The 21,798-nt window shown below is 57.3% G+C and carries 24 protein-coding genes and 1 pseudogene; 12 read left to right on the top strand and 13 right to left on the bottom strand.

Going from position 1 to position 21,798, the window contains the following annotated elements; genetic code table 11:
* Positions 1-26: 26 nt before the first annotated feature.
* From CRO62_RS04240 to CRO62_RS27005, 3 genes and pseudogenes are all read right to left on the bottom strand, one after another.
* Positions 27-836 carry a transglutaminase-like domain-containing protein gene (locus CRO62_RS04240; protein WP_097099335.1) on the bottom strand — a complete coding sequence of 270 codons (810 nt, stop codon included), beginning with the start codon at positions 834-836 and terminating at the stop codon, positions 27-29.
* A gap of 118 nt (positions 837-954) precedes the next feature.
* Positions 955-3,099 (bottom strand): catalase C, encoded by a 2,145-nt coding sequence (gene catE / locus CRO62_RS04235; RefSeq protein ID WP_097099334.1) that lies wholly within the window; start codon positions 3,097-3,099, stop codon positions 955-957.
* 85 nt (positions 3,100-3,184) lie between these two features.
* A pseudogene (locus CRO62_RS27005) lies at positions 3,185-3,286 on the bottom strand (DUF892 family protein); the annotation flags it as partial.
* Positions 3,287-3,575: 289 nt separating this feature from the next.
* Here CRO62_RS27005 and CRO62_RS04230 point away from each other — a divergent pair.
* The 3 genes from CRO62_RS04230 to CRO62_RS04220 all read left to right on the top strand — a co-directional run bounded on the left by CRO62_RS04230 (position 3,576) and on the right by CRO62_RS04220 (position 5,291).
* The gene (locus CRO62_RS04230; protein ID WP_097099333.1) at positions 3,576-3,893 is read left to right on the top strand and encodes a PepSY domain-containing protein; all 318 of its coding nucleotides are present in this window, start codon (positions 3,576-3,578) and stop codon (positions 3,891-3,893) included.
* Between the two features lie 21 nt (positions 3,894-3,914).
* Positions 3,915-4,508: a general stress protein gene (locus CRO62_RS04225; RefSeq protein ID WP_097099332.1), complete on the top strand. Its 594-nt coding sequence runs from the start codon at positions 3,915-3,917 to the stop codon at positions 4,506-4,508.
* 66 nt (positions 4,509-4,574) lie between these two features.
* On the top strand, positions 4,575-5,291 hold the full coding sequence (locus tag CRO62_RS04220) for a DUF72 domain-containing protein (protein ID WP_097100379.1): 717 nt from the start codon (positions 4,575-4,577) through the stop codon (positions 5,289-5,291).
* Positions 5,292-5,336: 45 nt separating this feature from the next.
* Here the strand turns inward: CRO62_RS04220 and CRO62_RS04215 are convergent, their stop codons facing one another.
* From CRO62_RS04215 to CRO62_RS04185, 7 genes are all read right to left on the bottom strand, one after another.
* Positions 5,337-6,050 carry an anti-sigma factor domain-containing protein gene (locus CRO62_RS04215; protein ID WP_097099331.1) on the bottom strand — a complete coding sequence of 238 codons (714 nt, stop codon included), beginning with the start codon at positions 6,048-6,050 and terminating at the stop codon, positions 5,337-5,339.
* Positions 6,047-6,589, bottom strand: a complete 543-nt coding sequence (locus CRO62_RS04210) for a sigma-70 family RNA polymerase sigma factor (RefSeq protein WP_004431393.1) — start codon at positions 6,587-6,589, stop codon at positions 6,047-6,049. The genes CRO62_RS04215 and CRO62_RS04210 overlap by 4 nt, the downstream gene beginning before the upstream one ends.
* Positions 6,590-6,720: 131 nt before the next feature.
* Positions 6,721-7,152 (bottom strand): DUF2177 family protein, encoded by a 432-nt coding sequence (locus tag CRO62_RS04205; protein WP_004431395.1) that lies wholly within the window; start codon positions 7,150-7,152, stop codon positions 6,721-6,723.
* Positions 7,153-7,172: 20 nt separating this feature from the next.
* The gene (locus CRO62_RS04200) at positions 7,173-7,550 is read right to left on the bottom strand and encodes a DUF2147 domain-containing protein (RefSeq protein ID WP_097099330.1); all 378 of its coding nucleotides are present in this window, start codon (positions 7,548-7,550) and stop codon (positions 7,173-7,175) included.
* A gap of 29 nt (positions 7,551-7,579) precedes the next feature.
* Positions 7,580-8,812 (bottom strand): SAM-dependent methyltransferase, encoded by a 1,233-nt coding sequence (locus CRO62_RS04195; RefSeq protein ID WP_097099329.1) that lies wholly within the window; start codon positions 8,810-8,812, stop codon positions 7,580-7,582.
* A complete protein-coding gene (locus tag CRO62_RS04190; RefSeq protein ID WP_097099328.1) occupies positions 8,799-9,617 on the bottom strand; it encodes a DUF1365 domain-containing protein in 819 nt (272 codons plus the stop codon). The genes CRO62_RS04195 and CRO62_RS04190 overlap by 14 nt, the downstream gene beginning before the upstream one ends.
* Entirely contained in the window at positions 9,614-10,987 is a 1,374-nt protein-coding gene (locus tag CRO62_RS04185; protein ID WP_097099327.1) for an NAD(P)/FAD-dependent oxidoreductase, read from the bottom strand. Before CRO62_RS04185 ends, CRO62_RS04190 begins: the two co-directional genes overlap by 4 nt.
* Before the next feature lie 193 nt (positions 10,988-11,180).
* Between CRO62_RS04185 and CRO62_RS04180 the strand changes: the two genes are divergently transcribed.
* The 6 genes from CRO62_RS04180 (at position 11,181) to phrB (ending at position 17,981) form a co-directional block, all read left to right on the top strand.
* Complete coding sequence (locus tag CRO62_RS04180; RefSeq protein WP_097100378.1) at positions 11,181-11,969, top strand: DUF1295 domain-containing protein; 789 nt, start codon at positions 11,181-11,183, stop codon at positions 11,967-11,969.
* Positions 11,966-12,991 (top strand): SAM-dependent methyltransferase, encoded by a 1,026-nt coding sequence (locus CRO62_RS04175; RefSeq protein WP_097099326.1) that lies wholly within the window; start codon positions 11,966-11,968, stop codon positions 12,989-12,991. The genes CRO62_RS04180 and CRO62_RS04175 overlap by 4 nt, the downstream gene beginning before the upstream one ends.
* A gap of 287 nt (positions 12,992-13,278) precedes the next feature.
* On the top strand, positions 13,279-14,604 hold the full coding sequence (locus CRO62_RS04170; protein ID WP_097099325.1) for a putative bifunctional diguanylate cyclase/phosphodiesterase: 1,326 nt from the start codon (positions 13,279-13,281) through the stop codon (positions 14,602-14,604).
* A 150-nt stretch (positions 14,605-14,754) separates the two neighbouring features.
* Positions 14,755-15,750: a hypothetical protein gene (locus tag CRO62_RS04165; protein ID WP_097099324.1), complete on the top strand. Its 996-nt coding sequence runs from the start codon at positions 14,755-14,757 to the stop codon at positions 15,748-15,750.
* Between the two features lie 102 nt (positions 15,751-15,852).
* The gene (locus tag CRO62_RS04160) at positions 15,853-16,413 is read left to right on the top strand and encodes a GNAT family N-acetyltransferase (protein WP_097099323.1); all 561 of its coding nucleotides are present in this window, start codon (positions 15,853-15,855) and stop codon (positions 16,411-16,413) included.
* Between the two features lie 44 nt (positions 16,414-16,457).
* The gene (phrB, locus tag CRO62_RS04155) at positions 16,458-17,981 is read left to right on the top strand and encodes a (6-4)DNA photolyase (protein ID WP_097099322.1); all 1,524 of its coding nucleotides are present in this window, start codon (positions 16,458-16,460) and stop codon (positions 17,979-17,981) included.
* A 219-nt stretch (positions 17,982-18,200) separates the two neighbouring features.
* Here the strand turns inward: phrB and CRO62_RS04150 are convergent, their stop codons facing one another.
* From CRO62_RS04150 to CRO62_RS04140, 3 genes are all read right to left on the bottom strand, one after another.
* On the bottom strand, positions 18,201-18,614 hold the full coding sequence (locus tag CRO62_RS04150) for a curlin (protein WP_179784455.1): 414 nt from the start codon (positions 18,612-18,614) through the stop codon (positions 18,201-18,203).
* A 168-nt stretch (positions 18,615-18,782) separates the two neighbouring features.
* Positions 18,783-19,181, bottom strand: a complete 399-nt coding sequence (gene csgH, locus CRO62_RS04145; protein WP_097099320.1) for a curli-like amyloid fiber formation chaperone CsgH — start codon at positions 19,179-19,181, stop codon at positions 18,783-18,785.
* A gap of 65 nt (positions 19,182-19,246) precedes the next feature.
* Positions 19,247-19,684 carry a curlin gene (locus CRO62_RS04140; protein WP_013761025.1) on the bottom strand — a complete coding sequence of 146 codons (438 nt, stop codon included), beginning with the start codon at positions 19,682-19,684 and terminating at the stop codon, positions 19,247-19,249.
* 246 nt (positions 19,685-19,930) lie between these two features.
* On the opposite strand from CRO62_RS04140, the gene CRO62_RS04135 reads away from it, so the two are divergent.
* The 3 genes from CRO62_RS04135 to CRO62_RS04125 are packed head-to-tail and all read left to right on the top strand — an operon-like array spanning position 19,931 to position 21,777.
* Positions 19,931-20,494 carry a hypothetical protein gene (locus tag CRO62_RS04135; RefSeq protein ID WP_097100377.1) on the top strand — a complete coding sequence of 188 codons (564 nt, stop codon included), beginning with the start codon at positions 19,931-19,933 and terminating at the stop codon, positions 20,492-20,494.
* Between the two features lie 31 nt (positions 20,495-20,525).
* Positions 20,526-21,056 carry a lipocalin family protein gene (locus tag CRO62_RS04130; RefSeq protein WP_097099319.1) on the top strand — a complete coding sequence of 177 codons (531 nt, stop codon included), beginning with the start codon at positions 20,526-20,528 and terminating at the stop codon, positions 21,054-21,056.
* A gap of 19 nt (positions 21,057-21,075) precedes the next feature.
* Positions 21,076-21,777: an SDR family NAD(P)-dependent oxidoreductase gene (locus CRO62_RS04125; protein WP_179784454.1), complete on the top strand. Its 702-nt coding sequence runs from the start codon at positions 21,076-21,078 to the stop codon at positions 21,775-21,777.
* The last annotated feature ends 21 nt before the right edge of the window (positions 21,778-21,798 follow it).

Genomic DNA, 21,798 nt, shown 5'->3' with positions numbered 1-21,798 from the left:
AGCGAGACCGGTGCCGCTACCCGTCGTTATCCGGCCAGTTCTTCCGTAATGACTTCGAACCGCTTCAGGATAGCCGGTCCGAAGGCGGTGGACAGGGCGACGTCCGTCGCATCTCGACCTGTCGCCATCAAGATGCGTCCGATGCGGGGCCTGTTGTGACGGGCATCGACCGTATACCAGCGGCCGCTGAGATAGACCTCGAACCAGGCGCTGAAATCCATCGGATTGGGGTCTTTCGGCACGCCGATATCACCGAGATAGCCGGTGCAATAGCGAGCGGGTATATTCATGCAACGGCAGAGTGTGATCGCAAGATGTGCGAAATCGCGGCAAACCCCGGTCCGGTCGGTGAAGCCGCCATATGCCGTCCTGAGCGGATCGGCTTTCTCGTAGTTGAAGACAATATGGGAATGCACAAAATCGAGGATCGCCTGCACGCGGGGCCAGCCGAGCGGCGTTGCCGAGAAGTTTTTCCAGGCGAAGTCTGCCAGGCGGTCGGTATCGCAGTAACGGCTGCCCAGCAGGAATACTAGAACATCGTCTGGTAAATCCTTGATATCGTGCTGGAAAGCGTTTTCAGGAACGGGATCGGGCAGGCCGCCGTCATATATGTCGAACCGCGTCGAGATCGTCGTCACGCCAGGCGGTGCGGTTATGCGGCTGCAGGCGTTTCCGAAGATATCCATATAACCCCAGGCCTCGATCGGCCTGTCGAAGGTCAGCACCTGTTCGGTGAGCAGATCAGCGCGCCGGCTGGGGTGGACGTTGAGAACAAGCAGCATTGCCGTCTCATTCTCGCATTCATAAGCAATATCGAACCCGGCGCGTATCTTCATTCAATACCATCCTGTGTGAGCCATCTTGATGTTGTTCAGGCTGAAACGCTTTCACGCCCTCGGGCGGGCGATCATGCATCATCAAGGCGCGGCATTGTTGCCGCGCCCGCCGGTGATTTTACTTTACTGGCGGTGAAGCCTTGCCGAGTTTTACGGAAGGTTCCCGGCCCCAGACACGCAGCTTGCCGAGGTTCGATACGAAGCCAGCGAGGCCTTCCTCACCTGGGAGGATAATCGTACCCTCGTCAAGGTCGCCTGCGATACCGGCCTTTTCCAGCAATGGCAGCGCCGACTGGTCGTAACCGATGAACTTGCAGTGCTGGAAAGCATCGGCCACGAAGTCACGCGCCGTCGCCTCGTTGACCAGATCGTCTATCCCCTCGGCAGAGGTCAGCAGTGCAACCGCATCGAAGAGAACCGATGGCCCGCCGTCGATCATGTGATGGGCCGCAAACCAGCTCCCGTCCGAGGCGGTGACGCCACCGACTTTCGGGGCTATCAATTCGCAGACGGCTTTTTCCTTGGTAATCGCCGACATCAGGCCGTTCAGCAATTTGGCGTCGACACCATCGGTGACGAGTACACCAAGCTTGCGGCCTTCGAAGCGTTTCGGGCCACGCTCGACGATGCTGAGCGCCGGCGAGGGTTCCAGATCCTGACGTGTCGGCATGGCCGCATCCGCCGGCTTCGGCATGGACTTGAAACCTAGCTTCTGCGCAACGGTGTTTGCCAGCGTCTCGTCGATGTTCATGAGATGCGACACTATGCGTTCGCGGATCACGGCTGTTTCCACCTTGCTCAGTTCGAATGTGAGGGCTGCCGCGATATGACGCTGTTCTGGCGGGGTCTGGCTGATATAGAACTGCCGTGCCTGGCTGTAGTGGTCGGCAAAGCTCTCGGGGCGCAGTCGCGCCTTGATCCCCTGTTCTTCTGCCGGAAAATGGCGATAACCACGGCTCGGCGATTCCCTCGGGCCTTCACCGAACGAGTTCGGCTGGTAATTCACCCTGCCAACAGGATTGCGCATGGCCATGTGGCCATCCTGCTGGAAATGCGCGAAGGGACACTTCGGTGCATTGATCGGTAGATGGGTGAAGTTTGGCCCGCCAAGGCGTTTCAGCTGGGTGTCGAGATAGGAAAAGTTGCGGCCCTGCAATAGCGGATCATTGCTGAAGTCGATACCCGGCGGCACGTTCTGCGTCATGAACGCAACCTGCTCGGTTTCGGCAAAGAAGTTGTCGGGCATGCGGTCGAGCACCAGTCGTCCGACCGGCTGTGGCTTCAGGATTTCCTCGGGGATGATCTTTGTCGGATCGAGCACGTCGAAATCGAAGCTGTCGGCAAACTCCTGATCGAAGAGCTGCACCTGCAATTCCCATTCCGGGAAGTTGCCGGACTGGATCGCCTGCCAGAGATCGCGGCGATGGAAATCGGGATCGGCGCCATTGATCTTGACCGCCTCGTTCCAGGCGACCGATTGAAGCCCGAGCTTCGGCTTCCAGTGGAACTTGACGAAGGTCGATTCATCCTTGGCATTGACCAGGCGGAAGGTATGAACGCCGAAACCCTCCATGAAGCGGAAAGACCGCGGTATCGTACGATCCGACATCGCCCACATGACCATATGCATGCTTTCCGGCGTGAGGCTGATGAAGTCCCAGAAATTGTCATGGGCCGTCTGCGCCTGCGGAAAGGCCCGGTCAGGTTCCTGCTTGGCGGCGTGGATCAGGTCGGGAAACTTGATGGCGTCCTGAATGAAGAAGACAGGAATATTATTGCCGACGAGATCCCAGTTGCCTTCCTGTGTATAGAGCTTCACTGCGAAACCGCGCACATCGCGCGCAAGGTCAGCTGAGCCCTTGTTGCCCGCAACCGTCGAGAAGCGGACGAAGGCTGGTGTTTTTTCGCCGGCGCGCTGTAGGAAATCCGCCTTCGTGTATGCTGAGAAGGACTCGTAGGTCTCGAAGAAGCCATGCGCGCCGTAACCGCGCGCATGCACGACGCGCTCGGGAATGCGCTCGTGGTCGAAATGGAAGATCTTTTCGCGGAAATGGAAATCATCCACGACGAGCGGCCCACGCGGCCCGACCCTTAGAGAATTCTGGTCGTCTGCGACCGGACCCCCTTGAGCCGTCGTCAGCACCGGCCCGTCGTTTTCGGCTGTCTGGTGCAGCTCGCCGCCGGCACCACGCTCCAGCTTCTGGTCGTGAATCGTCACTGTTTCGGTCTTGTCGCTTGGTGATGTGGAGGTGGTCTTGGCCATGGTGTGGCTCCTGAATTGGAAGGGGCCTATCCGACCCGGAAATGAAAAAGCCGCCCTAAAAGGCGGCCTGAGCTTGGAAGGGTCCCCGCACGGTCTTCGGCAGAGCCTTCAGCACTTGCTGTTCGGCGAGACGGATGTCCTTGAGCGTATCGAGGAACAGGTCATGCAATGTAGTTTCCGCAGGCATGTGGGAATCCGATCAACTTTGAATGATGTACTTGGACAACCCCTGAGTGGAGACGATGTTCCTGCTGCGGGAAAAGAATTCACATTCCGGTCTGCGGTGGCATCGCGGTGAAGCCAGTAACCGGTTGAATAGGCGGACGTTCCGTATCCGGCAGAGATAGTTCTATGGCGTTTCGACGATGATGGAACGGCAAGGCCTGCAAATTCTATTTTCAGATCGGCGGAACCATGAGGCCCGGCATGTTGTTTCCTTGTCGAGCCTGCACTGAAGGCTACAACGAGGAAAAATCATGAAAAAGCTTCTTTTAGCCGCCGCGCTTCTCGGCGCGTCGACCCTTGGCGCCTTCGCTCAGACGTCCACCGCTCCAGCCACCGATGGCAGCAAGCCGGCCGTCGCTACGCCAGACACCAAGAATGCGACTGCGCCTGTGGAAGGCGCAAACAGCTTTACCGAGGAACAGGCGAATAAACGCCTTATGGACGCCGGATATGCCGATGTGACCGGTCTTACGCTCGACGACAAGGGCGTGTGGCAGGCCAAGGCCTCGAAAGACGGCAAGTCCGTAAACGTGGCGCTCGACTATCAGGGCAATATTGTCGCTAACTAATTCAATCTTTGGGAGAATCCTATGAAGACCGTTACCGGACTTTTCGACGACTACTCCGATGCCAGCGCAGCCGTTAATGCACTGGAACAACGCGGCGTGCCGTCTAAAGATATCAGCATTGTTTCCAACAATGCAGACGAACGCCATGGCAATGATACAAAAGCTGCTGAAGGCGCAGGCACGGGTGCCGGCATCGGCGCTGCCGTCGGTGGTGTCGGCGGCCTGTTGACAGGCCTTGGCATCATGGCAATTCCCGGCGTCGGACCGGTGGTTGCGGCAGGCTGGCTTGCCGCGACGGCTGCAGGCGCTGTGGCCGGTGCCGTTGCAGGCGGTGCCGCCGGCGGCCTTATCGGCGCGCTGACGGACGCCGGCGTTTCCGAAGACCATGCCCATGTCTATGCAGAAGGCGTTCGCCGGGGTGGCACGCTGGTGACCGCGAAGGTCGAGGACAGCCTTTACACGGACGCCGAGGAAGTCCTGCGCCAGTCGAACTGGGTCGATCCGGACAAGCGGCGCGCGGCTTATGCCGAAGACGGTTGGTCACGGTTTGACGACACGCTCGATCCTTATGAGCCCACTGAAATCGAACAGGAACGTCTGCGTTACAGACGCTAAGCGTTAGAATCAGGGAAGGTCGGCTTGTGCCGGCCTTCTCTTTGAAAGCCTCGGGGGCAGGTGAAAGTGCCGGTCATTGCAACAGCTGGATGGTCGATCCCCAAGACTGTGGCGCACCGTTTTCCTGAAATGGGAAGTGGGCTTAGCCGATATGCTGCCGTATTCAACGGCGTTGAGATCAACTCCACCTTTTATCGCCACCACCGGCCGACGACGTTCGAGCGTTGGGCAAATTCGGTGCCCGATGACTTCCGCTTCGCCGTGAAGCTGCCGCGCGAGATTACGCATGAGCGCCGGTTGCGGGAAATCGGACAAGTCTTCAAGGCATTTGTTGGGGAACTTGCGCCGCTGGATGGCAAGCTTGGACCCCTATTGTGCCAGTTGCCACCCAATCTCACATTTGATGCCTCCGACGCAGAGGCCGCGTTAGATACTATGCGTGAGACCTTTCCCGGCATGCTCGTGCTCGAACCGCGTCACACAAGTTGGGCCACGCAGTCAGCGCAAGAGGTTCTGAAACGCTATGCCGTTGATCGTGTGCTGGCCGATCCTGCACCGGTATGGCCAGCGAGTGATTTTTCCGAGCCGCCCAGATATGTCCGGCTGCACGGCGCTCCCCGGATTTATTATTCCGACTACAGCGCCGCCGAAATCCTCTCGTTTAGAAAACGCCTTTCCGCCGAATCCTGGTGCGTTTTCGACAATACGGCCTCCGGTGCCGCAATAAAGAACGCGCTGGCAATGCTCGACGATTGCGCAACCACGCAAGAGTGCGCGGACTGAAATCATGTTTCAGCAGTTGGCAAAAGCGCAGCAAGACGTGACGCCTTAAAGCTGCCTTCGTGCGGTGCCGATCGCGATAACAGGGCCGGTTGCCTGACCAGTTGGTGAGCCACCGAAGGGTTCCACGCTGATCGCGAAGGTCGTGCCTTCCGAAATGTTGTTACGCATATCCGTCGGGATAATGAGATCGCCATTCGTTCCGGGCTGGAAGACGCCGAGCGAACGGGTCTTGCCGCCATCCATCACGAGCCACAGTTCCAGTGATTTCTCATCGGCCTTGCCGGTCGCAACCGGTACAATGTGCATCCTGCCGGTCTCTGCATCATAGGATGCAAGGAGGTTGACCTGACTGTCCGTTGTCGAAAGTTCGGCTACCAGCGGAGCTGTGCCCTGCCATTTTTCGGGAAATGCGGCGTAAACGATTGCGGCAACGGCAGTCGCGCTCGTGGCGACCGATATCCATCGCCAGAAGGATGCGGAACTCCACAAGCTGCCATTGGCGTTGCTGGTCTTGCTGCCGAACAGGCGTTCTTCGATGCGGGCGAGAATGGCCGCACTCGGCGCCTGTTCTTCGTAATCCACGTTGAAGTCTGAAAATTCGCTTTCCCAACGGTGGACCAGTTGCGCGAAGACCCTGTCGTCCTGCATGCGCCGCTCGACCTCACGACGCTTTTCGAACGGCAGCACGCCGAGCACATATTCGCCAGCGAGGATTTCGTCGCGCGAATGCATGCCCTCGCTGTTTTCGCTCGTGGTCATCGCTGCATGCACTCTCTGAGTTTGAGAAGGCTTCGCCGCAGCCAGGTTCTGACGGTATTGAGTGGCACCCGCAATTCTTTGGCGAGTTCGATATAGCTCAGCCCTTCGATATAGGCCCGACGCACCGCCTGCGCATGAACGGTTTCAAGTTCCTGCATGCAATTGTCGATCCTGCGACCCTCATCGGCCAGAACGACCTGCTGCTCCGGATTACGGATGCTGTCATCGGCAAGGTCATAGGCTTCGTCAATGTCGTCGCCCACGGGTTTGCGGGCCCTGATCGTATCGATCGCATGGTTGCGGGCGATTGCGGCAAGCCACGTCGACGGTGTGCCGGCGCTTGCGGCAAATGTGAGGGCTCGTTGCCAGATCTTGATATAGACTTCCTGAAGCGCTTCTTCTGCTTCGGTCCTGTCACGCAGGATTTTCAGGCAGATGGCATAAAGCTTCGGGCTGGTGGCTTGATAGAGGGAAACGAATGCCGAGCGATCGCCCATGCCGACGCGGTTTATGAGCGTTGCTATCTCTGTACCCTGCATTCGAACATCCCTTCTTGCGCCTCCTATATAGGGTTGTCCTTTGTGGGAAGGCAAGGCATGCGCGAAATGAAGTTCACGTCGTCCCGGCCATAAATTGGCCGGGGGAAAGCAGCCGGCAGGGATGGTCGCTGTCATAACACACCTGCTGGATTTTGCAGTGGACCGACCAGCCGTACGGTGACGAGGTAACCGATGATGGCAGCGGCTGCGGAGACGAAGGTGCCCCACAGAAGATCTGCGATGGTCAATGTCGTGGACCAGCTCTTCAAAGTTGCCTGATTGGTGAGATCATATGTGGCATAGGCCATGAAGCCGACGGCGGCACCATAAAGCAACGCGGTCGTCCACTGGCCTGATATGAGGGCCGGACGAACCGCAAGAAAGGTCAGTCCGGCCGCGTAGATGAGATAAAAGATGATAGCCGGGGCCAGCCGGAAGTTCTCAGCCAGAAGATCGCCGATCGCCGGGCGATAAAGGCGTGACGCCATGGTGCTCAGCCAGATGAAGTCGATCACCAGAAAGGCGATGAGGGTGAAGAAGTAGGCTGAGATATAGGTTTTCATCGGTTTGTCCTTTCCAGAGTCTAGTTGATGCGGGCCCAGGTAATGCCCTTGCACAGGAGACCAGCGACGATGCAGCCCTTGGTGGTCATGCTGTTGCCATCAACCGTCACGGTTATCTTGTAGGATTTGTCGCGTTGCGGATCGAAGGCTGTGCCCGAATAGACGCCTGTTTCATCGGGCTTTATGGTCATGATCAGCCGGTCACCGGTCTTTTCCTTGGGCGTGCCCGGTTTGATCCAGGTATTGGTGGCGCAGATATTGTCGCCGCAGGGCGCGATCAGCACTTTCGCGTTGCCGTCGCCGCGTGCCCAATTTCCGTCGATGTCGGCTGCTCCGGCACCAGAGGCCGCAAACATCGGACCCAGAACGGATGCGATTATCAAGGGATTGATTTTCATCGTCTTTCTCCGCTGTTGTTGCCCCGCTCTTATTTGTGCTCGATCGTGTAGAAGCCGACATTGATGGTTCCCTCGGTAAAGCCGGCTTCGCAGTAGCAGAGGTAATAATCCCAGAGCCGCCTGAAGCGGTCATCGAAACCCAGCAGCGAGATTGTCTGCCAGCGCGCATGGAAACGCTGCCGCCATTCCGCCAGCGTGCGGGCATAGGACTGGCCGAAAAGCTCGGTATCGGTGAGGCTGAGGCCCGCTCTGCCGATTGCTCTTTCAAGGGCTTCGTCAGATGGCAGAAAGCCGCCCGGAAAGATGTATTTCTGGATGAAGTCCGCGTTTCGCCGGTAATTATCGAACCGGGCAGGTTCAATGGAGATGATTTGCAGCACCGCGCGCCCGCCGGGTTTCAGGCAGCGTTTCAGAGTTTCGAAATAGCTCGGCCAATAGGCCTCGCCGACCGCTTCGAACATCTCGACGGAAACGACGCGGTCGAACTTGCCTTCGACATCGCGATAGTCCTCGAGCCTGAGATCGATATGCTCCGCCTTGTCGGTTTTTTCCGCTGCCGCCTTTGCCCAATTCAACTGGGAGGGCGAAAGGGTGAGGCCGGTAACGTTGGCATCCGCCTGGGTCGCGAGGTGGATTGCAAGCGCGCCCCAGCCGCAACCTATCTCCAATACGCTATCACCGCCGCTCAATTGCAGTTTGTCGACGATGCGGTTGAGTTTTTTGAGTTGGGCCGCCTCAAGCGTTGGCGTCGTATCGTCGAAAATCGCCGACGAATAGAGCATCGAGGAATCGAGCCATTGCCGGTAGAACTCGTTGCCGAGATCGTAATGGGCCTCGATGTTGCGGCGGCTTCCGCGCTTTGTATTGGCGTTCAGCCGGTGGCCAAGGCGATTGATGAGGCGCATGGGCAGGCTGCCGCGCGTCGATCCCCCGAAAGCGTCGTTGTTCTGCGCCGCAAAACGGATCAGGGCCGTCAGATCCGGTGTAGACCAGTCGTCTTCGATGTAACCCTCGGCAAAACCGATGTCGCCATTGAGGATGAGCCGCCGTAGCGCGCGCGAGCGATGGAGAACAAGCGTCGCCTCGGTGCCCTCATGTTCCCCGGATTTCTCAATCATGCCGCCACCGGGCAGCATGACGCGCAGTCTGCCCTTGGAGACGTTGTTCAAGAGCTTGGCCATGAGCCAGCCTTCGGGACCGGTGCGTTGCCGCATCTGCGTGTTTTCCAGCGATAGTTCGTTGAGATTATCAAACGGGGTCATGAAGTTTGGCCTCGATTTGCGATGGTGATGGGTGAATGAAGGAGACAGGGGCAGACGGTGGACGCGGTCGTTTTCTCAGCCGCACACCCTTGAGCCATATTTTAAGTGCTTCCCAATGGATGCCGGCAACAACCTTGAGGGTAAGAAAGGGAATGGTGACAAAAGCCTTCAGGAGCGCGCCGTCTGTCAGCTCGACACGCCGCGCCAGATGCCTTGCAGTCAGGACTGGCCCGTCGTCGTCAAATGTATCGATAACGATCTTCAGCTTGTCGCCGGGTGGAATGACCCGAAAGACATAACGGAGATCCATGTCCATGAAGGGCGAGACATAGAAGGCCTTGTCGCAGCGCTGGACGATCTCGGCCGCACCTTCGGTCTCCACCGGGATAAGGTAGGAATGCCGCTCGCCGAACGTGTTGTCGACCTCCCAGAGAATGGCTTTGAGAGACCCGTTCCGGCCGTGGCAGAAAAACACGCTGAGTGGATTGAAGGCCCAGCCGAGGATGCGTGGCATGGTGAGCAGACGTATCGGACCACCATCCACGGTCATGCCTGCGGCCGTCATGGCGTTCTCGATCTGGTTGCGCAATTCTACCTTGCTCCCGTCGCCGCGGTCCCGGCGGTGAAAGGAAAACAGGTTGAAACGATCGACGGAGAACAGCCGCAGCTTACGGTCAAGAGCATCGAGTTCATCAAGGTCGAGAAGCAGCGAGTAAATGCGATAGGCCAGCCGGTGCGCTTTCGGCTTGAAGCGCGCATGCATGACATGTCCGGGAAAAAGGGCGGAGGAGAAATGAGACGTCATGGGATCGCCTCAACCAGTTTGATCGTTCTTTTCCGCGAAGCCAAATTCAGACGGACGATCCGGCCGCTATCATCGGTAACCTTCCAGGGCCTCGACAGGCCGCCCAGATCCTCGGCGACGGCAAGTCCTGCCTGAATGCCGTCTTCATGAAAACCCGAGCCGAAGTAGGCCCCGCAGAACCAGGTGTTTCTCAATCCCTGCAAGGCCCACAGTTCCTGCCTCATCTGCTCGGTGCCGGCATCGAAAACAGGATGGTGGTAGGTTTCCTCGGTGATGATTTTTCCCTTTTCCGGTTCGCGCGTCGGGTTCAGCGTTACGAAGGTGTCAGGGATTTCGCCCAGAGGCTGAAGCTTGTTCATCCAGTAGGTGATGCTCGGCTGCCCCGTTTCGATGCGTGTATCGGCCACATAGTTCCAGCTCGACCAGGCGGCGCGCCTGCGGGGCATGAAACTGCTGTCCGTGTGCAGTACCGCCCTGTTTTTCGTATAGCCAAACGCTCCGAGAATGCGCCGTTCGGCCTGGGTCGCGTCCGTCAGCATCTCCAGCGCCTGATCTGCGTGTGTGGCAATCACCACATCGTCGAAACGTTCGAATTCGCCGTTACTGTTGGCGATCTCGACCCCGTCCGCTAGCCGGTGGATGCGTGTCACGGGTGTCGAGAGCCGAATGCGATCTGTGAATGGCGCAGAGAGGCGTTTCACATATTCCCGGCTGCCGCCGACAACGGTGCGCCAGACGGGTCGGTTGCGCAGCAACAGCAGGCCGTGATTGCTGCAGAACTTCACGAAATGTGCTGCCGGGTAACGGCCTACTTCCATGGCCGGGGTAGACCATATGGCTGCTGCCATCGGGTAAAGATGATCGTTGCGAAAAGCGTCGCCATAGTTGTTTTGAGAAAGATACTCATCGAGCGACATATCGCCCATCATCGGCAGATCGCGCGGGGCATTGCGATAAAAGCGCAAGAGGTCGGCAAGCATTGCCCAGAAGCGCGGTCTGACGGCATTTCTCTTCTGCGCTAAAAGGCCGAAGCCCGAGCCGCCGGAATATTCGAAACCGCCATCATCCAGCGAAACGGCAAAGGACATGTCGGAGGCCGCGGTCGGCACTCCCAGCGTTTTGAACAGTGCCGTCAGATTGGGGTACGTCACCTCATTATAGACGATGAAACCCGTATCGACAGACACCGCCCCCTGTTCAGTTTTGAACGTCACGGTGTTGCTGTGGCCGCCGACGCGGTCCGCAGCCTCGAAAACCGTGACATCATGCCGTTTCGACAAAAGCCAGGCTGCAGACAGACCGGAAATGCCTGTTCCGATCACGGCGATGTTTCGCCGGCTGTCTTTTCTTTTGGCTTCGGTATCGAACATGTTTCCTCGCTATTGCATTCACAATTCAGTTTTACGGCCTGCGACAGATACGAAGGAGCGGATCGATAAGTTTCAGCGGCGCGCAAATTTTTCAGAATTTTGTCCGGCGCCTGAAACTCTTTTGCCGTCTCGCCCGTAGTTGAAACTGGAAAACTTGGTCTGAAGTCCTTCGAATACAGTGAGCGGAATGGTGATGATGTCTGTTGTGGTGGCCCTTGCCGTGCTGATGTCGCTTCTGATGGCGGCAGCCTGGGCGTTGCAGCGTTACACAGGATCGAGTGGCTGGATCGACACCGTCTGGTCTGCGAGTGTCGGGCTCGGCGGCGTGGTTGCTGTCTTGTTTTCCGATGGAGATAGCTGGCGCCGGGGAGCGGTTCTCTTTCTTGTATTGGTGTGGTCGCTGCGGCTCGCGGGACACATCGGCATGCGGACGAGGGGAGGTGGCGAAGATCCACGTTACGCGAAGCTTATAGAAGAATGGGGCAGCAATGCCTCGTTGCGGCTTTTCGCTTTTCTCCAGATCCAGGCCGTTGCCGCCTTTGTGCTGGTTCTCGCCGTCTATCTTGCCGCCAGCAATCCTCCGCCATTTCCAAGCATTGTCGATGTGATGGCGTTGATCATCGCGGCTGGCGCGCTTGTCGGAGAAGCGACCTCCGACGCACAGCTTTCACAGTTCAGAAAAACCCCGGAGGCCAAAACCGGCGTCTGCGAGACTGGTCTGTGGCGTTACTCGCGTCATCCCAACTACTTTTTCGAGTGGCTTTTCTGGTGCGGCTTTCCGTTGTTGGCCATCCATGCGCAGCCGTGGTCATGGCTGTCGCTTGCTGCGCCAGCCATGATGTACTGGCTGCTCGTCCACGTCTCCGGCATTCCCCCGCTCGAAGAACACATGCTGAAATCACGCGGAGAGAAATTCCGCGCCCTGCAAAACCGCGTTAACGCCTTCTTTCCGGGGCCGCGCAAGAATGAGGACACGCCATGAACATGCTCGCATTCGCCATCAACGCTGCCGAACGCGCACCGCTGAGTGACACTATGACGCTTGCCGGCATCGACATGCTCTGCGCCCGTACCAAACGGCGACTTGCCGGCGTTCCGGCGGCGGAAGAAAACGCTTTTGTGACTGATATGGCGAAATTTCCCGTCGCCACCCATACCGACGAGGCGAACAGGCAGCACTACGAGGTACCGGCTGAATTCTTTGCAATCGTCCTTGGCGCGCAAAGAAAATATTCCTGCTGTTTTTATCCCAATGCTCAGACAACGCTGGATGAGGCTGAAACATTGGCGCTGGAAGAGACTGTTTCCCATGCCCGATTGCAGGACGGGATGAATATTCTCGAACTCGGCTGTGGTTGGGGTTCGCTCTCCCTTTATATGGCCGGCCGGTTTCCCAATGCGCGGATTACGTCCGTTTCGAACTCGGCTTCGCAGCGCGAATATATAATCGAACGCGCAAACGAGCGTGGGCTATCGAACCTCTCGGTGGTGACAGCCGATATGAATGATTTCACAACTGACGACCGTTTCGACCGTGTCGTATCGGTGGAGATGTTCGAGCACATGTCGAACTGGCAGGCATTGTTCGAGCGCGTCCGCTCGTGGCTGACGCCGGAAGGCAAGTTCTTCCTTCACGTCTTCAATCACCGGGATCGATCCTATCGTTTCGACCATGGCAACCGGGCAGACTGGATCGCGCAGCATTTCTTCACCGGCGGCATTATGCCTGCCTTCGATCTTCCTCACCGTTTCCCGGCGCTTTTCACCGTGGAACAGGACTGGCGCTGGTCGGGATCACATTATCGCCGGACGGCCCTCGACTGGCTTGGAAATTTCGACCGGGAGATCGACCGTATCCGACCGATCCTGCAGCGGGTCTATGGCAACGATGCGCGCTTGTGGGAACGGCGTTGGAGACTGTTCTTCCTCGCGACGGCAGGTCTTTTCGGGCACGAAGACGGTAAGGTCTGGGGCGTTGGACACTACCTCATGGCGCGTGTCTAGATCGCTGCAAACACGCGCATGCGAACCAATCCGGCGCCGCTTCGCCCTTCGGTGCGATGAGGCGAAGGTGTCCCTTTGATTGGTGCAGTCCGCTGAGGCCGGCGAAGCGGGAAAAAGGGACATGCGATTGATTGTGCATGATTTGATCGTGCAAAATTTGTTGATTTCATTCCTGTTTGCTTAACCGCGTTTTTTGAAATCTGCGAAGTTCGGCGACCTCGTCTAGCTTCCATTCGGCTTTTGCATCAAGGAGCGGGCTCGCCCCGTAGTCCAAGCCAAGGGTCAGCATGCCTTTTCAGAAAACAAAAGACCGAGAGGAATATTCGCAGCATCTTCTTCTCCTGTGTCGAGTTGCAGCCTGGATGGGCGTGGCGCTGGCGACTGGCTGGTTCGTGTTTTTCATCCTCACGGAAAGATGGGGCATTGCGCTCAGCCTCCTCATTCTGGGGGTTGCGATCGTGCCGTGCTGGCTCACTTGTCTGATGGGCCACTTTCCCCTCGGACTCATCCTGGCTCAGAGCGCCTGCATCCTGTTCGTCTGCTGGTTTTCCGTCGCTATCGATGTCTCCGACGATACCATACCGAGGACGACGCATCTCTACCTGCTCGTCATCATCTTCGTCGGCTACATGAATTTTCAACGCCAGCGGTCCGCCGCCCAGTTTCTGGTCATTGCTGCAAGTCTCGCGGCCTTTGTTTATTTCTGCGCGTCCGCCGCGCGGTTTTCGTTCAGTACTCCGATGCCGCAGGATGTGCGCAGCATCAGCGCCTGGTTCAACAGCGTTTTCTCCGCGGTGATGCTGTGTGGAGGCGTCGCCGCCATGCAGGCGCAGTTTCGCAATCATACGAAAAAAGCATTGGAACTGCGTTCCGCGCTTTCGAACGGCCAGTTTGAACTTTTCTATCAGGCGCAGGTCCGCGCAGATGGCACGCTGCTTGGCGCAGAGGCGCTGTTGCGGTGGAACCACCCGAAACGGGGATACATCCCTCCAGCCGATTTCATCGCGCTTGCGCAGCAAACCGGTTTCATGCCGACAATCGGCGCTTGGGTCATTGCCGAAGCCTGCAAGACACTTGCGAGATGGCAGGAGAACCCGGCAACCCAAAATCTCACCTTGTCGATCAACATCACTGCCGATCATTTCGTCGACGCGGGATTTTCCGGGCAGCTTCTTGATGCCGCCTCGTCTCAGGGCATCAAGCCACAGCTTCTCAAGCTGGAGCTGACCGAGAGCGTTTTCCTATTCGACATAGAGGCAGCGATCGCGAAAATGAAGCTTCTGGATCGTTCCGGCTTCACGATTTCGCTCGACGATTTCGGCACTGGCTACTCCTCACTAAGCTACCTGAGACAATTGCCGCTCAAACAGATCAAGATTGATCGTAGCTTTGTGACGGGGGTGACCGAAAGCGGGCGTATGGCGACAATCACGCGAAACATCGTCCAGATGGGGCACGACCTTTCGCTGGAAGTTCTGGCCGAAGGCGTGGAGACCGAGGCGGAGCTGCGAATGATGCTGTCATACGGCTGCCGATTGTTTCAGGGCTATCTTTTTGCGAGGCCGACGAGCCTTGTCGAATTCGAGCAATATGCCGCCCGTCCATCGTCCTGACCAGACGTTTTGCGATAGGCTGAGGCATACGGATCGCATGCAGTAGCGGTCTGGCCGGTAGATGCGGGCGTTGAACAATGCACCATTCGTCGGGTAGAGCTACCTTGCCTGTCAGGATCGCAATCGATCCGCATCATTTCGTTGGTTCGCATGATCCCAGTAGCACTGCCCTCTGTCGAAACGCTGCTTTTGCTTGCCTTCCTTCTTGCCACGACACTGGTCTGGGGTATCTGGACAATGGTTTTGATTGCACGGTACGCAGGAGGCCGCTGGGCGCGCCCGATGATGCTGCCCTATGGTCTGGCCACCGCCGCTGCGATTTTTACACTTTGGCAGTTCGGTAATTTTTATCTCCAGATGGGTGCCTATGACAGGGAAATGGCGTCTAGCTATCGCCCGGAGCTTGGGGAGCCGGTGCGCCTTGGCCAGATCGACATGCCCAAAGGCACGAAACTTGAACTGGCCGTGGCCGACACCAGGGAATCCTTCAACCGTGCGGTCTTCCCCCATCCCGTGCGGGTCGCAAATGTCGATGCCGTCGAGATCGCCCGCTATATCGCGATAAAAACCAACGGGAATTATGAGACCGTCGGCTATGTTCCGGAGACGATGCGGGTGACGGGCAACGGCGTGACCCTGCAGAGCGGCTGGCGCTGCGATGCGGCACAACCGGTGGAGTTCGACCTGAAGGCTGACGGGGATGTATCCGCTTTCAGCCGATGTGTCCTTGCCGACGGGAATATCGTCGACGGCATTGTCTTGCCGAAGGGCACGTTTCTGCGTGCCTCCTCCGGCAATGTCTATACCGACGGTTTCATCGATTCCGACAGGTGGGTTCTCGACACGCCCACGGGCCAGACTATCCGCATTGATGATTTCGCTCTTGAGGATGTCACGCTCGCCCTTGATGGCGAAAGAAAACTCTATGAAATCCGAAGCGCGGTTTTTTCGCAGGAAGCAACGGCGGGCGCGCTCCACTTCGCAGCCGGTAGTGGAATTCGCCTCAATCCCCGGCACATCCGGACTGATTATCCCGGTGCATGGTTGATAACACCATCTTCTGCGTCCACCGGTTCTGAACCGGTGTCGCCTCGGTCAAGCGTGCTGAACAGAGGCGGAAAGCTTCTGGCCACCTTTTCCGACTAGCGCATTGGTGGACCAGATACTCTGAACGATCTCGATGGAGGGCTCTCTTGCGATCAGGTGCACGCGACCCCAGATATCGCGCATTATTGAAAGTGCGCATAAATGAACCCTGAGACCTACCTACCGATAAAGACCGACCGGCTGATCCTTCGTAAATTCCAGGCCGCTGATCTCGCATCATACGCCGATTACCACACGCGCGATGACGTCTACCGTTTCCTCTATGCCGCACCGCCTTCGGATGATGCGGTGAAAACCCAATTCGCAGCGCTGCTCGAGGCTCCGTTCGAAGAGGACGGCGATACGCTGCGACTTGCCGTTACGCGCAGCGACGATGACACGTTGATCGGCGAAGTCCTGCTTAAAATTGCGAGCAAGGCAGCTTTGCAGGCGGAAGTCGGTTATGTCTTCAATCCTGATTTTTCAGGCAAGGGATATGCGACGGAAGCTGTCCGGGCCATGATCAGCCTTGGCTTCGAGACGCTCGGATATCACAGGATTTTCGCGCGGCTGGATGCCCTGAACCACGGATCGGTCGGCGTTGTTGAACGCCTTGGCCTGCGCAAAGAAGCGCATTTGATCGAGAATGACCGGTTTGGCGGCACCTGGGGGGACGAATTCATCTATGCCACCCTGAAGAGGCAGTGGGCGTCTGGCCCGTGATCTTGCGCAGGTGATGATTATGTCGGGTTTGAAGGAAATTGTCGGTGTCTCAACTGGTCTTGATCCTCGGCGATCAATTATCTCCCTCCCTATCGTCGCTGGATGGGGTCGACAAGACGCGCGATACGATCCTGCTTTGCGAGGTTATGGCGGAGGCCACCTATGTCGGCCATCACAAAAAGAAGATCGCGTTCATCTTTTCCGCCATGCGCCACTTCGCCGAGGAACTGCGTGGCAAAGGATACCAGGTTCGCTACACGCGGATTGATGATCGCGACAATGCGGGCTCCTTCTCCGGTGAGGTGCAGCGGGCGTTAAACGACCTGACCCCTTCCAGGATTTGCGTCACCGAGGCTGGAGAATGGCGCGTCAAGTCAGAGATAGAGCGCTTCGCCAGCGCCTTCAATATCGAGGTCGATATCCGCCCTGATCGGCGCTTTCTTGCCAGCCATGAGGAGTTCGAGCGCTGGGCGGCCGGGCGCAAAAGCCTGACGATGGAATATTTTTACCGGGAAATGCGTCGCAAGACTGGGCTGTTGATGCATGGCGAAGAGCCGGTCGGCGGACGCTGGAATTTTGACTCGGAAAACCGCAGCCCCGCCAAGCCGGATTTGCTGAGGCCGAGACATCCCGTCTTCACACCGGACCGGATAACAAGGGATGTCATCGACACTGTCGAGCGGCTGTTTCCCAACAATTTCGGCAAGCTTGAGAACTTCAGTTTCGCCGTCACCCGCGCCGATGCCGAGCGGGCCCTCAGTGCCTTCATAGACGATTTCCTGATGAATTTCGGCGCCACGCAGGACGCCATGCTGCAGGATGACCCGTATCTCAACCACTCGCTTCTGTCTTTTTACATCAATTGCGGGCTGCTGGATGCGCTGGAGGTATGCAAGGCGGCGGAGCGCGCCTACCACGAGGGTACGGCACCGCTCAATGCCGTCGAGGGTTTCATTCGCCAGATCATCGGCTGGCGGGAATATATGCGTGGCATCTACTGGTTTGCCGGGCCCGACTATGTCGACAGCAATTTCTTCCAAAACGACAGGCCGCTGCCGGGCTTTTACTGGACGGGCAAAACCCACTTGAACTGCATGGCGACCGTAATTACCGAAACCATCGAAAATGCCTATGCTCACCATATCCAGCGCCTGATGATCACGGGAAATTTTGCCCTTCTCGCCGGCATTGATCCGAAGGCCGTTCATCAATGGTATCTCGAGGTCTATGCGGATGCCTATGAATGGGTTGAGCTACCGAATGTGATCGGCATGAGCCAGTTCGCCGATGGCGGCTTTCTCGGAACAAAGCCCTATGCCGCTAGTGGCAACTACATCAATCGCATGTCGGATTATTGCAGCCGATGCCGCTATGACCCGAAGGAGCGCTTGGGTGACAAGGCCTGTCCATTCAACGCGCTATACTGGGATTTTCTGGCCCGCAACCGTGAAAGGCTGAAATCCAACCATCGTCTGGCGCAGCCCTATGCCACATGGTCCCGGATGAGCGAAGACGTCCGCCATGACATCAGGGCAAAGGCGGCTCTGTTTTTGAACCGCCTGAGCTGACGCGGCCCTTTCTCTGTTTTTACCGAACGGCGGGACACCAGATCAGAGCTGTCCCTGCGCATGTCTCCGTCATGGCTCGGTTCGTAAAACCAACTCCGCTTGGTACCGACAGCGCCGCCGATCCATGCGGCAATAGCGCCGATGATGCGAGCGACGAAGGCGAACTATCGGAAACGAAGTGAAGCCTGCCGCGTTTCTCTGCTTACTTTAAACTATCACTTACCAGCCGTAGCTGAACGTCAGGCCGCTGCCGTTGTCTCCGTTCTGCTCCACGTTCGTTTCGGTGTTCCGCCCATACTGGAAAATGCCATAGGCATTGTTATTGCCGTTTTGCTGCAGCGTTGCGGAATGGCCGTTGCCCCGCTGCCGGATAAAGCCGAGATTGCCGCGACCGTTCTGGGCGATGCCTGCCGCATTTCCCCGGCCCAGTTGCCGGATGTCTGCGTCTTTCAGATCGCGATAAAGCGAGTAGGCGCGCAGACCGGTTGAGAACAGATCCCCATCCCCGGAATTGCCGGGCGCGAGGTCAAAGGAAATGCGGCCACCGGCATGGGCGGGAGCCGTAAATCCGAGCGGCGCAAGGCCTCCAACAAGCAGAGTGACGGTGAGAATTTTCAACACGTTGCGGGTCATTATGATCTCCATTCTGTCAGTGCCCTTGCCGATAATCCACTCTCGCATCCCGCAACTGAACCCGAGTGGAATTGCTCATTCACATGTCGTTCAGTCGCTGCACGAGGATCAAAGAAAAGGGCGCTTAACCGGCGCCCTCTCTGGTGGAAATGTATAGTTGAAGTCAGCCTAGTCGCCGCCAACCTGCTTCGTGCAGCTGAAGCGCTTGCCATCGATTTCGAGATCCAGCACCGCCTTGTAATGCGCTCCCTTCGCGCCAAGCGTAACCGAACTCAGAAGTTGCGAACGCCCGGCCGCGGCATCAAAGCCGCCGCCCTGGTTGATGACGGAACTCCCGCTGCCTCCTGAATTTTCGACGTGAAAGGCATAGGTACCTCCAGCACCGGTGTTGCCCTTTGCGAAGGCCTCCAGCCTGACCATGCCCGCCTGCGGTGTTGCCTTGATCTCGCAAAGCTTGCCTTCGCTCAGGTCATTTGCGGTCGACATGGCTGCAATGGCGCCGAAGGGAAGCAGTGCAACGGCAAGGATAGCCGCCAGGCGGCGTGGATGTGTGACGCTATGGGGCATGGCTAGTCTCCTTGATGATCTGTTGACTTGATCTCGACCAGTTGCACGTCAAGGCCTGCGGCGGCTTACGGGCAGGCCTGCACGAAGGCCGCGACATTGTCATTACCGCCCTGGTTGACATTCGCGCTGCATCCACGGCCAACCTGAACGCCAGCCGCGATGTTGCCGTTGCCGTCCTGGGTCAGGATGGTGGTGTGGTTTGAGCCGAACTGGCCGATGCCCGCCACGTTGCGACTGCCGTTCTGATAGGTGGAGCCGTAATTGTCATGCCCCTCCTGACCCACAGCCGAAAGGTTGTGACGACCATATTGATGGCCGACGATCCGGTTATAGCCGCCGTTCTGGTAGGTGCGGATCCGGTTGCCATAACCTTCCTGTGCACCACCGGCAGAGTTCGACCAGCCATATTGTTCGATGCGCACATCGTTGGCCATGGCGGGGGCCGTGGCGGTGAAGCCAACGAGAGCGGAGAGTGCAATTGCAACGAAAGACGTACGGATCATGACTGTCTCCTCAGGCGGATAAGACCGCGGTTGAACGTCTTTGTTGTAGACGGTCCCGTTGGAACGGAAGCTGAAGAGATTATTCAGTCGTGGTTCATTGGCGAGGGATGGTCACCAGCATCGCGACAATGGTGACGAACAGGATGCCTAAAGTTTTCTTGGCAGGATGAAACCAAATTGGCTCGCCTTTCGTACATGGCTTGCGCCTTCAATGTTCAGGCGAAAAGGGAGACATATCTGGGTCCGATGGAGCTTCAAAGCCGCGATAGCCAGCCCGCAAATGCAGGGTCTGCTGCAAAAGATGATCTGACACGAGCAACCATAACCGTTGCCTGGGTCATCATCCTCAACAAGCCATTTTATCCGCTTTACGTGTGGTATCTGGTCGATGACGGAGCTGCGGCATCGCTTGTAACCCTATTGTCGGTACCATTCTTTCTCGCGATACCATTCCTGGCGAAAAAATTCCCTTTGGCCGCGCGCCTCGCTCTCCCCTTGGTGGGAACAATCGACACGCTGTTTGAAACCAAAATATTTGGCCATGCTTCTGGCACCGAATTTTTCTTCGCAGCCTGCATCATGCTTGCAGCCATGTCGTTCCGCGCAGACGAGAAGCTCTGGCAGTATGCGATGGCAATCCTCGTCTTCATCGCTTTCTTTTTCTCGCGGACGTTTCTGGGCGCGCCGCTGCAATCCTGGTCGGCAGATGATCTTGCAACGCTCCTCAATCTGAATGCGTTCTCTGCCGCCAGCCTTATGGTCTTTATCGCCCTTAGATATGCCGGAATTTCACGGCGAACCGAAATCTGAACAAGAGCCGTACCATCGACAGGAGGAGTTTATGCTTAGAGATCGTAACCGCATGATTGGTGCCCTGACATTTTCGCTGTTTCTGTTCGCTGGTTCTGCGGTTTCGGCAGCACCCAAACCAGTTGCCGTGGGGCTCGATCATTACCGCGGTACCTGGCTTGAAATCGGCCGCACACCCATGTTGCTGACAGACGGATGTGTCGCAGGATATTCCACCTATCGGCCGGGAGCATCGGCAGATGAAGTGCTGATAGAAGATGGCTGTCGAGCAGGAAATCCGAATGGTCGCCTCAAGACGGTGAACGGCGTCGGCAAGATCAAGGATTTCGGATCAACCAATGCGAAGATGCGCGTTCGCTACCCTCTTTTCATCACGTTCAATTATTGGGTTTTCTACAAATCGCCGGATAAGTCCTGGTTCATCAGCGCCAACCCGTCGACCGACGATGTGTGGATCTACGCCCGCAACATCCCGTCCAAAACGAAGCTCAATAGAATGATCACGAAAGCACGTGAGCTTGGCTACGACGTCAGCAAGCTCGAGTTTCCGGTCCAGAAATAACAGCTGATGGAGCGCATGGATGATGCAGTCGTTTGAAAATGGCTACAAGACGATCGTCTTGGGCGCCTCCGGCGGCATTGGTGGAGCCCTGTTGTCGTACTTCGAGGCCGACCCTCACTGCGCGCTAGCCTTGCCGCTCTCGCGAAGTGTCGATGGTCTCGACATAACGAATGAAACCAGAGTGCGCGAAGTTGCCGCCCGTCTGGAGGCTCAGCGCGGCTCCTTCGACCTGATATTCAATGCAACCGGTGCCTTGACTGTTGATGGTGCCGGTCCCGAAAAGTCGATAAGGGCGATCGACGAAGTTCACATGGCGAGGCAGTTTGCGGTCAATGCCATAGGCCCTGCTTTGCTGCTCAAGTATTTCACCCCGCTTCTGCGCAGAGACAGGCGAAGCATTTTTGCCTCCCTGTCCGCGCGCGTTGGCTCGATTGGCGACAACAGATTGGGCGGATGGATCTCCTACAGAGCATCCAAGGCCGCTCAAAATCAGATCATCCGAACCGCAGCGATCGAAATCGCCCGCACAAACCCACAGGCCATCATCGTGGCGCTTCATCCCGGAACAGTCGAAACAGGCCTGTCCCAGCCATTTTCGAAAGGCAAAGACCGGTTTACCCCGCAGCAGTCGGCCGCGCGCCTGATGGAAACAATCGATGGTCTCACGCCGTCACAAACAGGGCAGTTTTTTGCCTATGACGGATCAAGGATCGAATGGTGAGTGCCATCGTCTGCAAGGGAT

Source organism: Rhizobium sp. AN6A (assembly GCF_900215635.1).
GTDB classification, from domain to species: Bacteria; Pseudomonadota; Alphaproteobacteria; order Rhizobiales; family Rhizobiaceae; genus Agrobacterium; species Agrobacterium tumefaciens.
The sequence above is the reverse complement of the archived record's forward strand: the minus strand, read 5'-3'. Positions and strand labels throughout refer to the sequence as shown.

What these genes read in the sequence shown, in the direction of transcription:
- CRO62_RS04185 (WP_097099327.1), bottom strand. Translation starts at nt 10,987, where the DNA reads ATGTTCGATACCGAAGCCAAAAGAAAAGACAGCCGGCGAAACATCGCC.
- CRO62_RS04225 (WP_097099332.1), top strand. Translation starts at nt 3,915, where the DNA reads ATGAAGACCGTTACCGGACTTTTCGACGACTACTCCGATGCCAGCGCA.
- CRO62_RS04165 (WP_097099324.1), top strand. Translation starts at nt 14,755, where the DNA reads ATGATCCCAGTAGCACTGCCCTCTGTCGAAACGCTGCTTTTGCTTGCC.
- CRO62_RS04215 (WP_097099331.1), bottom strand. Translation starts at nt 6,050, where the DNA reads ATGACCACGAGCGAAAACAGCGAGGGCATGCATTCGCGCGACGAAATC.
- CRO62_RS04160 (WP_097099323.1), top strand. Translation starts at nt 15,853, where the DNA reads ATGAACCCTGAGACCTACCTACCGATAAAGACCGACCGGCTGATCCTT.
- CRO62_RS04125 (WP_179784454.1), top strand. Translation starts at nt 21,076, where the DNA reads ATGATGCAGTCGTTTGAAAATGGCTACAAGACGATCGTCTTGGGCGCC.
- CRO62_RS04230 (WP_097099333.1), top strand. Translation starts at nt 3,576, where the DNA reads ATGAAAAAGCTTCTTTTAGCCGCCGCGCTTCTCGGCGCGTCGACCCTT.
- CRO62_RS04180 (WP_097100378.1), top strand. Translation starts at nt 11,181, where the DNA reads ATGATGTCTGTTGTGGTGGCCCTTGCCGTGCTGATGTCGCTTCTGATG.
- catE (WP_097099334.1), bottom strand. Translation starts at nt 3,099, where the DNA reads ATGGCCAAGACCACCTCCACATCACCAAGCGACAAGACCGAAACAGTG.
- CRO62_RS04205 (WP_004431395.1), bottom strand. Translation starts at nt 7,152, where the DNA reads ATGAAAACCTATATCTCAGCCTACTTCTTCACCCTCATCGCCTTTCTG.
- CRO62_RS04195 (WP_097099329.1), bottom strand. Translation starts at nt 8,812, where the DNA reads ATGACCCCGTTTGATAATCTCAACGAACTATCGCTGGAAAACACGCAG.
- CRO62_RS04140 (WP_013761025.1), bottom strand. Translation starts at nt 19,684, where the DNA reads ATGATCCGTACGTCTTTCGTTGCAATTGCACTCTCCGCTCTCGTTGGC.
- CRO62_RS04170 (WP_097099325.1), top strand. Translation starts at nt 13,279, where the DNA reads ATGCCTTTTCAGAAAACAAAAGACCGAGAGGAATATTCGCAGCATCTT.
- CRO62_RS04240 (WP_097099335.1), bottom strand. Translation starts at nt 836, where the DNA reads ATGAAGATACGCGCCGGGTTCGATATTGCTTATGAATGCGAGAATGAG.
- CRO62_RS04175 (WP_097099326.1), top strand. Translation starts at nt 11,966, where the DNA reads ATGAACATGCTCGCATTCGCCATCAACGCTGCCGAACGCGCACCGCTG.
- CRO62_RS04200 (WP_097099330.1), bottom strand. Translation starts at nt 7,550, where the DNA reads ATGAAAATCAATCCCTTGATAATCGCATCCGTTCTGGGTCCGATGTTT.
- CRO62_RS04130 (WP_097099319.1), top strand. Translation starts at nt 20,526, where the DNA reads ATGCTTAGAGATCGTAACCGCATGATTGGTGCCCTGACATTTTCGCTG.
- CRO62_RS04135 (WP_097100377.1), top strand. Translation starts at nt 19,931, where the DNA reads ATGGAGCTTCAAAGCCGCGATAGCCAGCCCGCAAATGCAGGGTCTGCT.
- CRO62_RS04150 (WP_179784455.1), bottom strand. Translation starts at nt 18,614, where the DNA reads ATGACCCGCAACGTGTTGAAAATTCTCACCGTCACTCTGCTTGTTGGA.
- CRO62_RS04190 (WP_097099328.1), bottom strand. Translation starts at nt 9,617, where the DNA reads ATGACGTCTCATTTCTCCTCCGCCCTTTTTCCCGGACATGTCATGCAT.
- CRO62_RS04210 (WP_004431393.1), bottom strand. Translation starts at nt 6,589, where the DNA reads ATGCAGGGTACAGAGATAGCAACGCTCATAAACCGCGTCGGCATGGGC.
- csgH (WP_097099320.1), bottom strand. Translation starts at nt 19,181, where the DNA reads ATGCCCCATAGCGTCACACATCCACGCCGCCTGGCGGCTATCCTTGCC.